This window comes from Ferrovibrio sp. GW821-FHT12E11, assembly GCF_058806975.1.
In genome coordinates, this window is record NZ_JBXAQG010000001.1 from 401,735 (window position 1) to 415,084 (window position 13,350).

The 13,350-nt window shown below is 64.1% G+C and carries 8 protein-coding genes; 3 read left to right on the forward strand and 5 right to left on the reverse strand.

Annotated features, from left to right (window positions below; translation table 11 throughout):
• Window positions 1-109: 109 nt before the first annotated feature.
• The 4 genes from AC1ROT_RS02045 to AC1ROT_RS02060 all read right to left on the reverse strand — a co-directional run bounded on the left by AC1ROT_RS02045 (window position 110) and on the right by AC1ROT_RS02060 (window position 6,414).
• Window positions 110-946, reverse strand: a complete 837-nt coding sequence (locus tag AC1ROT_RS02045; RefSeq protein ID WP_492970396.1) for a flagellin — start codon at window positions 944-946, stop codon at window positions 110-112.
• A 236-nt stretch (window positions 947-1,182) separates the two neighbouring features.
• A complete protein-coding gene (locus AC1ROT_RS02050; RefSeq protein ID WP_492997053.1) occupies window positions 1,183-2,673 on the reverse strand; it encodes a tetratricopeptide repeat protein in 1,491 nt (496 codons plus the stop codon).
• Window positions 2,670-4,733, reverse strand: coding sequence for a tetratricopeptide repeat protein (locus AC1ROT_RS02055; RefSeq protein WP_492997054.1), 2,064 nt, complete (start codon window positions 4,731-4,733; stop codon window positions 2,670-2,672). Before AC1ROT_RS02055 ends, AC1ROT_RS02050 begins: the two co-directional genes overlap by 4 nt.
• A complete protein-coding gene (locus AC1ROT_RS02060; protein WP_492997055.1) occupies window positions 4,720-6,414 on the reverse strand; it encodes a tetratricopeptide repeat protein in 1,695 nt (564 codons plus the stop codon). Before AC1ROT_RS02060 ends, AC1ROT_RS02055 begins: the two co-directional genes overlap by 14 nt.
• Window positions 6,415-6,515: 101 nt before the next feature.
• Between AC1ROT_RS02060 and AC1ROT_RS02065 the strand changes: the two genes are divergently transcribed.
• The 3 genes from AC1ROT_RS02065 (at window position 6,516) to moaA (ending at window position 11,725) form a co-directional block, all read left to right on the forward strand.
• A complete protein-coding gene (locus tag AC1ROT_RS02065) occupies window positions 6,516-7,976 on the forward strand; it encodes a lipopolysaccharide biosynthesis protein (protein WP_492997056.1) in 1,461 nt (486 codons plus the stop codon).
• 9 nt (window positions 7,977-7,985) lie between these two features.
• Window positions 7,986-10,664 carry a bifunctional acetate--CoA ligase family protein/GNAT family N-acetyltransferase gene (locus AC1ROT_RS02070; protein ID WP_492997057.1) on the forward strand — a complete coding sequence of 893 codons (2,679 nt, stop codon included), beginning with the start codon at window positions 7,986-7,988 and terminating at the stop codon, window positions 10,662-10,664.
• 68 nt (window positions 10,665-10,732) lie between these two features.
• Entirely contained in the window at window positions 10,733-11,725 is a 993-nt protein-coding gene (gene moaA, locus AC1ROT_RS02075; protein WP_492997058.1) for a GTP 3',8-cyclase MoaA, read from the forward strand.
• 35 nt (window positions 11,726-11,760) lie between these two features.
• Here moaA and AC1ROT_RS02080 read toward each other — a convergent pair whose 3' ends face one another.
• On the reverse strand, window positions 11,761-13,344 hold the full coding sequence (locus AC1ROT_RS02080) for an ABC transporter substrate-binding protein (protein ID WP_492997059.1): 1,584 nt from the start codon (window positions 13,342-13,344) through the stop codon (window positions 11,761-11,763).
• Between the last annotated feature and the right edge of the window lie 6 nt (window positions 13,345-13,350).

A 13,350-nucleotide genomic window follows, 5' to 3' on the forward strand; every position in this document is an offset into this window, starting at 1 on the left:
CTTCCGCAGCCCCGTCAAGGAATGCCGCCGGCAGGCCTTGGCCGAAAACCGAAAAGATAAAAAAAGGGGGCCATAAGGCCCCCTTTTCCGAAAGAGATCAGACTGCCGATTAACGGAACAGGCTGAGCAGGGTGTTCGGCTGCTGGTTGGCGATCGACAGCGCCTGGATGTTGAGCTGCTGGCGAACCTGCAGGGACTGCAGGGTGGCGCTCTCAGCGGCAACGTCGGCGTCAACCAGGGCACCAAGGCCCTTCTTGGTGGCGTCGACCAGGTCGTCAACGAAGCCCTTCTGCAGCGTGATCGAGCGCGACTGCGCGGCGATCTGCGCCGAGATGGAGTTGACCAGCGATTCGAAGGTGCCCAGGCCCGAGACAGCGGCCGAGTAGCCGCCAGCCGAGGTGTAAGCAGCCAGAGTGACCGACAGGCCGCCCGCTTCGCTCGTCGCGGTCGACAGGTTGCTCGAATTCTGCAGGGTCAGCGTGGTGCCCGTCACGTCGGCCACGAAGGTGACCGCCGAGGTGGTGTCGCTGTTCAGCAGGTTCTTGCCGTTGTAGGTCGCCTGATTGATGTAGTTGGTGATCTGACCGATCAGCTTGGTCACGTCGTTCTGGTAAACGGTGCGCTGGTCAGTGGTCAGCGAGCCGTCGGCGAGGTTGGCGAACTTCGCCTTGATGTCGCCAACGAGGTTCGAGATGCCGCTCAGCGCGGCAGCGGTCACCTGGCCAAGGCCTTCGCCGGCAGCCAGCGAGGACTGCACCGAGGCATAAGCCTTGATGTTGCCGCGGATGCCCTGCGCCACCGCGAAGACGGCGGCGTCATCGGACGCGTCGGCAACTTTGAAACCGGTCTGAACCCGCTTGGAAGTCTTGTCGAGGTCAGCGTTGAGGCCGCGCAGCGAGGACAGAGCAACGAGCGCGCCAACGTTGGTATTGACCGAATTAGCCATTGTGTTTCCCTTTCTAGGAAGTAGTTAGGCATGCCCTTTTTTAAGGACCGTGGCTTTTAAACCAGACCGGCGGCCATCTCGTCAACAGAAAAAATGGGTGACGGGCTGGAAAAATAGAGCATTACCAAATCTTTACCAATTATTCACCATACCGCTTCCGTTAGGGAAGCCTCTGCTCCGCAGGCGGATTATACTGCCTTAGCGGGTGGCAAATGACTGTTTTACTACAATAAAATCTACCTTTTGCAGTCCTCAAAAGCCCGCGTCACGACTTGGATCGGCCCGTACCAGCTGCCCGGACTGATCTGTCGGCAGAGTGTAACAGTCGGGTACCACCGGCTGTCAGCCCCTTCTGCCGGCCAATACCACAGCCGTCCCCGCCCTCTGGCCAGCAGCAGATGGCAGGCGATTCCAAGGGCTCCGGCCACGTGAACGGCGGTATTGCTGACCGTCACCACATGATCCAGTGCTGCGACCTGGGCGGCAAAGCCGTCCATATCACGCAGGCCATCAAGGGCCGGATCGTGATGCAGCGTCACGCCGCGCTCGCCCAGCCAGGCCAGATCACTGGCCACATCGCCATACTGCAGACTGACCCAGAAGATGTCGCGCCGTTGCAGCACCGGCAGCAGATCCGGCAGTGGAATGCTCTTATGGCCGCCGATACTGGTATTGCCGCTGCGCCACGAGATGCCTGCAATCACGCGATCAGCACCGGCCATATCATGATAGACCGCACGCAACTGCTGCTGCCGCAGGCCATCGGCCTGCAGATATCCGCGTGCCGGCAATGCGGCGAAATCGGTTTCCTGCAATCGCAGCCACTGTCCCATGCTGCCGAATGGCGCCTGCGCGACGGCATCAACGGGCGCGCCGCGTGCAACAACGCTGACTTGCGCGCCGGTCAGACTGCGCGTGAACAATGCAACCAGACGCGGATCCACAGCGACGATGACCCGCTGGCCACAGCGCCGCGCCGCATCGGCCAGCATGGTGCCATATAGAATCTGGTCGCCAACGCCCTGCTCGCCCCACAGCAGCAGAGGGCCATCCAGGCGCTGGCCGTTCCAACGCGGCAGACCGAGACTCCAGTCCCGTTCCGTATAGGCCGGATTGCGCCAGCGCCATTCATACTCGCGCCAGCCTTCGGCATAGCGGCCATTGCCGAGCAGAAACAGCCCATGATTCATGCGCGCCGCCGGCCAGTCCGGCGCAAGCGCCAGCAGCCGGTTGAACTGCGCCGCCGCACCCGCGCTGTCGCCGAGATCTTCCCACAGCAGCATCGCCAGGTTGTTACGCGCCGGCAGATGGTCAGGCTGCAACCTCAGCGCGGTTTCAAAAGCTTCGCGCGCGGCAGAAATCTCGCCACGGTCGCGCAGCAGATTGGCAAGATTGTAATGCCCTTCGATATAGGTCGCATCGAGGCGGATGGCATCGCGATAGGCCACTTCCGCTTCAGCCGCTCGGTGCAGGGCCAGCAGCGCGTTGCCAAGGTTACCGTGGAACATGGCAGCATCAGGCGCCTGCTGCAGAGCCTGCCGGATCAGGTCGACAGCAGCCTCATGCTGGCCTTGCTGGTCCCGCAGCACCCCGAGCAGATGCAGGGCATCGGCCTGCATCGGCATCTGCTGCAGTACCGACAGATAAGCCGTCTCGGCGCGCACCAGATCGCCGGCGGCATGATCGGTTGCAGCCTGCTGCAGCAACACCTGCCACGAGATACTCATGCCGCGCCTCCCCGCAACCGCTCATCGAGCGCTGCGCCGACCTGCGCGATGGTCGCAGCCCAGTCTTCGCTATGGCCCGGCGGCTGGCGGAACAGACGGACCTGCGGATACCAGGGACTGTCGCTGCGGTCGAGAAACCAGTACCACAGCCGACCGAGGCCGCCGGGCAGCACGATCCAGCAGGGCTGGCCCAGCGCGGCCGCCACATGCTGGCCGCTGCTGCTCACCCCGATCACCAGATCGACGGCGGCGCACTGGGCGGCGAAGCGGTCGATATCGTTCATGGCATCCACGCTGTCATCATGCAGGATATCGACGCCGAGCGTCTCCTGCACCTGACGGCGCTCCTCCGCCGTATCGCCATACTGCATGTCAACGAAGAGAATGTCCGGGCGCCGCAGTACCGGCGCCCAGTCGCGCAACGGCACACTCTTGTAGCCGCCCATGCGTACATTGCCGCTGCGCCAGATCAGGCCGACGGTGAGTTTCCGTCCATGGCTGCGATACCGATGGCGCAGTTCGGCAACCGCATCGGCATCGGCACGCAGATAAGCCGCCGGTGCCGGGAAATCTGCCAGGCTGGGCCGCAGCCACAGGCCGAGTTCGCCCAGGCCGATCTGTACATCGGCCTGCCCCCTGAATCGCTCCAGCTCGCCTTCCCGCGCCGCTTCCACCGCCATCTGCGGAAAGGACCGGCGGAACAATGGCACCAGCCGTGGATCGCAGACAAAGATGAAGGCAGCCCCGCGCGCCTGTAACGCGGGCAGCATCGCGGCATAGATGATCTGGTCGCCGATGCCCTGTTCTCCCCAGACCAGGATGCGTTGGCCGGCACGAACTTCGCCATCCCAGGCCGGCAGCATCGCCCGGAAGGCGGCGCCACGCGGATCCGGCAGCCGCACATCGGTCCGTGCGCGATAGCGCGGCCAGCCCTCGACAAACCGGCCAAGCGATAGTTGCAGCACCGCAAGCTTGAGTTCCACCTCGGCCAGCATCTCCGGCGTGCGGCGGCGCGTGGCCTGCAGCGCCGCACCATAATCGGCCAGGGCACGCTCATAGTCGCCGGCATATTCATGCACGGTGCCGCGATGGGCCAGCACGATGCAATCGTCGGGCGAAAGCAGATTAGCCTGTTCTGCCGTTGCCAGCGCCTCGGGGAAACGGCCGGCGAAGGACAGCGCGGCCGAATAGTTCACCAAAGCATCGAGACGGTCCGGTCGCTGCGCTAGGGCACGCTCCAGATAGGGCCGCGCATCATGGGGACGCTGCTGCTTCATCAGTACGGCGCCGAGCGTGATGAGCGCTTCCAGCCGGTCCGGCTCCTGCGCCAGTACGGCCATCAACTCGCGCTCGGCTTCGCTGCGCGCTCCGGGCGTGTCTTTTTTCAGCAGCGTGCTGGCATAGGATTCGCGATAGCGCAGATCGGCAGGCGCACGCGCCATGGCCTTGCGGTGATGCATGATCGCATCGGGATAGCGGCCAAGATTGCCGAGCGCACGCGCCACCAGATCACGCAGATCGGCGGCGTCGGGGCTGGCCTGGATGGCCGTGGCAAACTGTTCCAATGCGTCCTGGTCGCGCTTCAATGCTAGCAACGCCGTACCCAGACCGCGCCGCGCCGCCGGATCGGCCGGCGCCAGCGCCACGGCGGACTGGTAATGCGGCAATGCAGCCGCAGCATCGCCGTCATCCTGCAGCAGGTTGCCCAGATTGATATGACCCTGCGCATAGGCCGGGTCGAGGGCCAGGGCCTGACGATAGGCCGCCATCGCGGCCGGCCGGTCGCCGGTGCCGAGCAGCGCCGTGCCGAGGTTGCCGTGGAATTCGGCAGCCTGCGGCGATAACACGATGGCGCGGCGGATCAGGCCAACGGCATCGGCCGGGCGGCCTTCCTGGTCGGCGATCACGCCAAGCAGATGCAGCGCATCGGCCTGATCGGGCATCACCTGTAAGGCAGCCTCGTAGTTCTGCCGGGCTTGCGCCAGGTCGTTGCGGCCATGGGCAGCGACCCCGGCCATCAGCAGACGGGCGGCTTCGGATTTCGCTTCAGCCGTGGCCATCGAGCGCCCCGTTCACCGCATCGAGCACACCCGACCAGTCGCCGGGCGAGTGCTGACGCATCAGATGCAGGGAATCATACCATGGCGTGGTTTCGCCATGGCGCGGCCAGTACCACATACGACCACGCCCGTAAGGCAGCAGCACCCAGCAGGGCTTGCCCAGCCCACCAGCGAAATGAACGGTCGAGTTGCTGGTGCTGACCACGCCATCCAGCGCCGCGATCTGCGTTGCCAGACCCTCGAGGTCGTTGGTTGCGTCGATCTCCGGGTCCTGGTGCACCACGATGCCCTGACGCGCCGCCAGCTTGGCGATCTCTCTTGCCACATCGCCATATTGCAGACTGACCCAAACGATGCCGGGCCGCTTCAGGATCGGCAGCAGTGTCTTCAGGTCGAGGCTCTTATAGGCGCCGATATGCCAGTTGATGCTGCGCCAGGACAGGCCCATCAACCGGTCGCCCGGCTTGCCCAATGCTGCATAGCGCGCCCGCAATGTTGCCGCGCGCGCCTCGTCCACGTTCAGATAATGACCGCCATTGCGTTCTTCACCCTGCAACCACTGTCCCATGCTGCCGAACGGGCATTGCAGATCGGCCTGCATGGTCCCGTCGCGTTCGATCACACGCACCCGGTCCGATGCCAGCGCCCGCGCGAAAACCGGCACCAGCCGCTTCTCGACAGCAATGGTCACCAGTCCTGCGGCCCGTTTGATCGCAGCCGGCAGCATCGTGCCATAGAGGATATGGTCGCCGATGCCCTGCTCGCCCCATAGCAGCAGATGCTTCCCGGCCAGCGGCGCGCCGTCCCAGCGTGGCAGACCGGCACCCCAGTCGGGTTCGCGATAGCCATTGAAATCCCAGCGCCCCTCGAATTCGCGCCAGCCGCGGTCGTAGTCCCGGCTGGACAGCAGGAACAGGCCAAAATCCATCCGCGCCTCGGCATAGGTCGGATAGCGCGCCAGCAAATCCTCGAAACAGGCGCGCGCGGCGACCGTATCGTCGGTGAGGCTCAGTGTGTAGGCGAGGTTCTTGTGCGCCTTCATGAAGCCCGGCTGCAACTCCAGCGCCTTGCGGTAATAGGCCACGGCCTGATCGAACTGTTCGCGCTCCAGCAGATCGTTGCCGATGCCGTTCAGCGCCGCCACATCGCGCGGGTCGAGCGCGAGTGCGGCCTGAAAAGCGCTCAGCGCGCCCGGACGATCGCCGGCGCTGCGCCGCGCGATGCCCAGAAAGCTGTTGGCTGCCGCATGATCGGGCGCCAGGGCAACGGCGCGCTCGAGATAGGGCACGGCTTCAGTCGCCGCATCGCGGTCGATGCGGCAGCGCGCCTTTTCCAGCAACAGCTCGGCATCTTCGGGCAGTGCCGGCATCAGACGATCCAGCACATCCTCGGCCTGCTCCGGCCGGCCGGCCTGGCGCCAAGCCATGGCCAGCAGACGCACGGCATAGGCATCCTGCGGCATCTGCGCCACGGCTTCACCGAAATACCCAGCGGCCAGCTCGTAATGGCCTTCGGCATTCGCGATCAGGCCGAGGCGAATCTTCGCCCGCCGATTCTGCGGATCGACTTTCAGCACCAGACTGCAGGCATGGCGTGCGTCGTCGAAACGACGGCCGGCCTGGAACGCCTTGGCCGCGGCCAGCGCTTCATTGATTTTCCGGATAATATGATCGGGCTGCATGATAATATGCCGATGTTTATGCCATGACCGTTAAGGGATTCGTAAGCCCCCGACTGCGGTCAGGCCCGTCCCGGGAGAATGTCCTGAGCGTTCCCGAGTCCATGCCCGCCAGCGCAGCCCCGTCCAGCGCCCGCGCACCGGAACGGCTGGCCGGCCCGGCCGCCTTCACCGCCGCCCTGCTGCGCGATTATTCCGGCTATTTCCTGTCGCTTGGCATGCTCACCCTCGGCAATCTGCTGCTGCTGCCGCTGATCACCGCGTACCTGTCGCCATCGGAGCTGGGCCTCTACAGCCTGATCGAGGCGGCGCAGGTGCAAGCCGGCACGCTGGCCATGCTGGGTATGAAATTCGCCTATCTCTACTATTATGCACAGCACCCGCCCGAGCAGCGCCCCGTCCTGCTCGGCAACGCGCTGCTGCTCACCATCACCGCCAGTCTTCTGATCGGCCTGCTGCTGGTTTTGCTGTTTTCCAGCGCGTCGGTCATGGCCTATTTCGACGCGGCGCCGTTGCCGATGGCTTGGCTGTTGCTGCCACCGCCGCTGTTCGGCGCGGTACAATCCATGCTGCTGACCGAATTACGCGCCAGCCGCCATATCTGGCTCACCGGCGCCATTGCCATCGCCCAACTGGTGCTGCTGCTGCTGCTCAGCACCTGGCTGGTCGCCGGACTGGATTACGGATTGTCCGGCCTGCTGATCGCACAGGCCGTGTCGCTGGGATTATCCAGCCTGTTCGCGTTGTCCATGGTGGGACGCCGCCTGTCTCTGAAAATCCGTGGTGACGAAATGACGCAGCTGCTGCGGTATGGCGTGCCGTTGATGCTGGGACTGATGCTGCGTTACAGCCTCGATACGCTCTGCCGTTTTCTGCTCGCCGCCATGATCTCCATCGAAGCGGCTGGCCTGTTCCTAGTGGTCAATCGCATCACCCTGCTGTTCGAAGGCCTGCTGGCCCTGCCCTTTTTCATGGCCTGGGGCGGCCTTATGCACCACGCCCTACGCCGTCCCGAAGCCGCACAGATCGTCAGTCGGGTGACCAGCCTTGCCCTTGCGGCGGCGGCACTGCTTGCTCTCGCTGCATTGGTTGCACAACCGCTACTGTCGGGACTGCTGGCCCATGATCCCATGCCGCAGATGGCAGGGCTCTATGCGCTGCTGCTGCTGTCGCGCGTGGTCATTACCGTGAAATCGCCACTCACCAGCGGCATCCTGCGAACCGGTCGCACCGGCTGGTCGGTCAGCAACAACCTGCTGGCGCTCGGAATATTCCTTGCCACAGTCTGGCCGGCTGCACGTCTGGCCGGACTGGAAGGCGTGGCCGGCGCGATGCTGCTGGCCAATCTGGCAAGCACCGTTACTCTGACTGTCGCGGCCTGGCAGCATTGCCCACAACGCATAACAGCATCTGCACTCGCGCTGAGCGTGCTGCTAATTGGCGGTTGCGCAGCCATGATCCTCTGGGGACCGTTGCCGGACTGGCTGGCCGTTGCCCTGGTGCTGGCTGCCATTCCGCCGGCGATTCATATGGTGCGTCACGCCACCGTCACCGATCCGCTATAGTGCTGCCGCATGACGATTCGCAATCTCGACAAAATGTTCGCACCGCGCTCGGTCGCCGTCATCGGCGCCTCGGACCGCCCGGGCAAGGTCGGGACCGTCGTGCTCGACAATCTGGTGCAGGGCGGCTTTGCCGGCGCGGTCTGGCCGGTTAATCCGAAATACCGCAACCTGCAGGGACGGCCCTGTTATGGCAGCGTGACCGCCCTGCCCAGCGCACCGGATCTGGCCGTCATCGCCGTGCCGCCCGCACAGGTCCCGCCGCAGATCGAGGCGCTGGCGGCCATGGGCTGCCGCGCCGCAGTCGTGCTCACCGCCGGCCTCTCGGCCGAGACCACGGCCGATGGCCGCACGCTGCAGCAGGCGATGCTGGATGCCGCCAAGCCGCATCTACTGCGCATCCTGGGACCGAATGGCATCGGCCTGCTGGTGCCCGGCCTGCGCCTGAATGCCAGCTTCGCCCATACCAATGCCGAGGCCGGACAACTCGCCTTTGTCAGCCAGTCCGGTGCGCTATGCACCATCGTGCTCGACTGGGCCAAGCAGCATGGCATCGGCTTCAGCCATTTCCTTTCGGTAGGCGACAGCGCCGACGTGGATTTTGGCGACATCATCGATTATCTCGCCAGCGATCCGCAGACGCGTGCCATCCTGCTGTATATCGAGTCCGTCAAGAACGCGCGCAAATTCATGTCGGCTGCCCGCGCAGCCGCCCGCACCAAACCGATCGTCGCCGTAAAATCGGGACGCAACGCACGCGCTGCGCAGGCTGCAGCCTCGCATACCGGGGCGCTGGCCGGTGGCGACGATGTTTACACAGCCGCATTGCGACGCGCCGGTATCCTGCGGGTGGACGGCATCGAAGAACTGTTCGAGACCGTCGAAACCCTGGCGCGCAGCCGCCGCCTGCCGGGCGAGCGTCTGGCCATCGTGACCAATGGCGGCGGTCCGGGTGTGATGGCGGTCGACGCCCTGATCGAACATGGCGGCCTGCTGGCGGAACTGAACCCCATCACCGTGGCGGCGCTCGACCGGGTGTTGCCGACCACATGGTCGCATGCCAACCCGGTGGATATTATCGGCGATGCACAGCCCCAGCGGTATGCCGCAGCACTGCATGCGGTGATGACAGATCCCGGCGTCGATGCCGTTCTGGTCATGCACGCCCCGACCGCGATTGCGCCGCCGCTGGCGCCGGCTGAAGCGGTGATCGCAACCGCACGCGGCACCACGAAGAACATCCTCACCTGCTGGTCGGGCGGCGATTCCGTGCTGCCGGCACGCAAGGCCTTTGCCGAAGCGGGACTGGTCTCTTATGACACGCCCGACGCCGCGATCCGCGCCTTCACCCATATGGTGGACTATCGGCGCAACATGAAAAACCTCATGGAAACACCGGCAGAGATGCCGCAGGATTTCCAGCCCGATCATGCCGCCGTCCGCACCGTGATCCAGACGGCGCTGGCAGAGCAGCGCAGCATGCTCAACGAGATCGAGGCCAAGCGCATTCTCACCGCCTATGGCATTCCGACCGTGCCGACCGCGGCCGCTGCAACCCCCGCCGATGCGGTTGCAGCGGCGCAGCACATCGGCTATCCGGTCGCGCTGAAGATTCTATCGCCGGATATCACGCATAAATCCGATGTCGGCGGTGTGGCCCTCAATCTCAGCAGCGAAGCAGAACTGCTGGCCGCCGCCGTCGCCATGCTCGAACGCGTCCGCCAGCATCGGCCGCAGGCGCGCCTCGACGGCTTCACGGTTCAGGCCATGATCCGACGTCCGCGCGCCCACGAACTGATCGTTGGCGCCCTCACCGATCCGATTTTCGGACCTGCCATCATGTTCGGCCAGGGCGGTTTGGGGGTCGAAGTGATCGGCGACCGCGCCGTGGCCCTGCCGCCACTGAACATGCATCTGGCCCAGGATTTGATCGACCGTACCAAAGTCAGTCGCCTGATGGCCGGGTATCGCGACTTTCCACCGGTCGACCGCGATGCCCTGGCTGCCCTGATCATCCGCGTTGCCCAGATGATCGCCGACCACGCCGAGATCGCCGAACTCGATATCAATCCGCTTTACGCCGACGACCAGGGCATGATGGCGCTGGATGCCCGCATGGTGGTGCGGCACAGCACAGTGACGGGTCATGACCGTCTGGCGATCCGCCCCTATCCCAGCGGCCTGGAAGAAACCATTGAACTGCGAGACGGCGAAAAGGTCCTCCTGCGGCCGATCCGCCCCGAGGATGAGCCCGCCCACGCCGAATTCGTCAGCCAGGTTTCGGCCGAGGATTACCGCCTGCGCTTTTTCTCGCCAATGCGCAGCCTGCCGCATTCGGAAATGGCACGCTTCACCCAGATCGACTACGAGCGCGAGATGGCCTTCATCGCCACCCGCCTCAAGAGTGACGGACAGGCCGAGACCCTGGGTGTGGTGCGCGCGATCACCGACCCCGACAATCTGCGCGCCGAATTTGCCGTGCTGGTGCGGACCGACATGAAGGGGCAGGGTCTGGGCGAAATCCTGATGCGAAAGATTATCGACTATTGCCGGCAGCGCGGGACCCGCGAGATCATCGGCGACATCCTGCGCGAGAACCAGGCGATGCGGGCGCTGGCCACCGAACTGGGCTTCAAAAGTGCCGGCAGCCACGGGCATGATGTGGTCGAGGTCCGGCTGCCGCTGGCGTAAACCGCCGCAAAGCCCGGGATTGGCCGGGGTTGCCCGGACCCTGCCCCGCCACTATCTTAAGCGCCACCATGCAGGACCCCTTCGGCCGTTCGATTTCATATTTGCGCGTGTCGGTCACCGACCGCTGCGACTTCCGTTGTGTCTACTGCATGGCGGAAGACATGACCTTCCTGCCGAAAGCCGACGTCCTGAGCCTGGAAGAACTCGACCGGCTCTGCTCGGCCTTTGTGCGCATGGGGGTGCGCAAGCTGCGCCTGACCGGCGGCGAACCTCTGGTGCGCCGCGGCATCATGACCCTGATCGACAATCTTGGTCGCCACCTGAAAACCGGCGCGCTTGACGAACTGACGCTCACCACCAATGGCAGTCAGTTGGAAAAATACGCCGATGGCCTGGCGTCGGCCGGTGTGCGCCGCATCAACGTCTCGCTCGATACGCTGCATGCCGAAAAGTTTACCGAGCTCACCCGCTGGGGCAAGCTCGACAAGGTGATGGCCGGCCTGCAGGCCGCCAAGGCAGCCGGGCTGCAAGTGAAGATTAATGCCGTCGCCCTGCGCGACGTCAATGACATGGAATTCAACGACCTGATCGCCTGGTGCGGCGATGAAGGTTTCGACCTTGTGCTGATTGAAGTGATGCCGATGGGCGAGATCGGCGAAGCCGCACGGCTGGACCAGTATCTGCCGCTGTCGATGGCCCGCGGCCAGATCCAGCGCAAATGGACTCTCGAAGATACCGATTACCAGACCGGTGGTCCGGCTCGTTATTACACCGTGAAAGAAACCGGCCGACGGCTCGGCTTCATCACGCCGATGACGCATAATTTCTGCGAGAGCTGCAACCGCGTGCGCCTCACCTGCACAGGTACGTTATATATGTGCCTGGGCCAGAACGATGCCGCCGATCTGCGCGCACCGCTACGGATGTCGGAAAGCGACCTGCCCCTGGAAGCCGCCATCCGGGAAGCCATCGCCCGCAAGCCCAAGGGCCATGACTTCATCATCGATCGCCGCCAGGCCGCCGCCGCCGTACCGCGCCATATGAGCGTGACCGGAGGCTGACCAGACCGGCGGCTGATTAAGCGGCCGGCTGAGCCTCAGTCTTTCGACACTCCATCGGCCAGGGTGTACTGGTCGGCGCGGGCCTTGTAGCTGAAACCCTTGCGCAATCCCCAGGACGTCACCTCGATATGCAGCGGGATCAGCGCCTGGTCATCCAGCGCCATCTTCGAACCCTGCTGCAGCAGCGCCTCGCGTTTGGCGTTATCCACCGTGCCGATGGCCTGTTCGATGATCGCATCCAGCGCCGGGTTGGAGTAGCGGCTCTTGTTCGCCGTGCCGAACCCTTTCTCGCGGTTGACGGTGGCGACAATGGAACGCAGCGGGTTCGACATTTCGCCAGTACCGGCAGCCCAGCCGACTAGGCCGGCCGAATATTTGAATTCGTCACGGTTCTTGAAAAACACCGTGGCATTCACGGCATCCACCTTGGCCTTGACGCCGATGCGGGTCCATTGCGAGGCAATCGCCTGCGCCACTTCGGCATCGTTGATATAGCGGTTGTTCGGCGAACCGATGGTGATGGTGAAACCGTTCGGGTAACCCGCCTCGGCCAACAGCTTCTTGGCGCGGTCGGCGTCATATGGATCGGGCCTGGCATCCGGGCGGGTGCCGAACATCGGGCTGGGCAGGAAATCGCCCACCGGCTTGCCCAAGCCTTCCATGATGCGGCTGGCAATCGCCTCGCGGTTGATCGCCAGCGACAGCGCCTTGCGCACGCGCACGTCACGCAGCGGATTCTTGCCGTCGGTATCAGGGATGCCCGCGGTCGGCTCGCCCACATCCAGCGAAATATAGATCAGGCGGTTCGACACCACGTCGCTGATCTTCAGGTTGGGATTCTCGCGCAGCTTCTTCATGTCGGCCGGCGGCGGATTCTCGATCATGTCCACGTCGCCGGCGAGCAGCGCGGCAACGCGTGCGGCATCGTTCGACATCGGACGGTAGATGACCCGCTCCCATTTCGGCTGGCCGCCCCAGTAATCCGGATTGGCCGCCAGCACCAGCCGGTTGCCGCGTGTCCATTCGACGAACTTGTACGGTCCTGTGCCGGCCAGGCCCTCGCCGCGGTTAAGCGCTTCGGTGGCAAGCCCCTCGGCGAGATCGGCTTTGGCCGACTTGGACGACATGATGGCGACGCGGCTCAGGTCGTTGGGCAGCAGCGGTGTCGGCCCCTTGGTGATGAAATGAATCGTGTGATCGTCGACCACCTTCACATCGGAAAAAGCGCGGGCAAAGACCGTGAAGGGCGACGGGCTGTTCGGCACCTTCCCCGTGCGCGCCATCGAGAAGACGACATCGGCTGCCGTGAAAGCCGAACCGTCATGGAACTTCACGCCCTTGCGCAGCTTGAATTCCCAGATGGTATCGTTCAGCGCCGTCCAGCTTTCGGCAAGACCAGGCGTGAGCTTTTGCGTCTCGTCCTGCTGGATCAGAGTACTGAAAACCGAATAGGCAATCTGGTTATTGGCCGTCAGGTTGAAATAATGCGGGTCCATGGAATTGGGCTCGGTCGACAGGCCAATCCGCAGCTCCTGCGCCCCGGCCGAATGCGCCGCCATGGCGACGCCCAGCGACAGCACTGTCGCAACCGCCAGCCGCTTCCAAACCGATACCGTCATGGCCGC

What these genes read in the sequence shown, in the direction of transcription:
- AC1ROT_RS02045 (WP_492970396.1), bottom strand. Translation starts at nt 946, where the DNA reads ATGGCTAATTCGGTCAATACCAACGTTGGCGCGCTCGTTGCTCTGTCC.
- AC1ROT_RS02050 (WP_492997053.1), bottom strand. Translation starts at nt 2,673, where the DNA reads ATGAGTATCTCGTGGCAGGTGTTGCTGCAGCAGGCTGCAACCGATCAT.
- AC1ROT_RS02055 (WP_492997054.1), bottom strand. Translation starts at nt 4,733, where the DNA reads ATGGCCACGGCTGAAGCGAAATCCGAAGCCGCCCGTCTGCTGATGGCC.
- AC1ROT_RS02060 (WP_492997055.1), bottom strand. Translation starts at nt 6,414, where the DNA reads ATGCAGCCCGATCATATTATCCGGAAAATCAATGAAGCGCTGGCCGCG.
- AC1ROT_RS02065 (WP_492997056.1), top strand. Translation starts at nt 6,516, where the DNA reads ATGCCCGCCAGCGCAGCCCCGTCCAGCGCCCGCGCACCGGAACGGCTG.
- AC1ROT_RS02070 (WP_492997057.1), top strand. Translation starts at nt 7,986, where the DNA reads ATGACGATTCGCAATCTCGACAAAATGTTCGCACCGCGCTCGGTCGCC.
- moaA (WP_492997058.1), top strand. Translation starts at nt 10,733, where the DNA reads ATGCAGGACCCCTTCGGCCGTTCGATTTCATATTTGCGCGTGTCGGTC.
- AC1ROT_RS02080 (WP_492997059.1), bottom strand. Translation starts at nt 13,344, where the DNA reads ATGACGGTATCGGTTTGGAAGCGGCTGGCGGTTGCGACAGTGCTGTCG.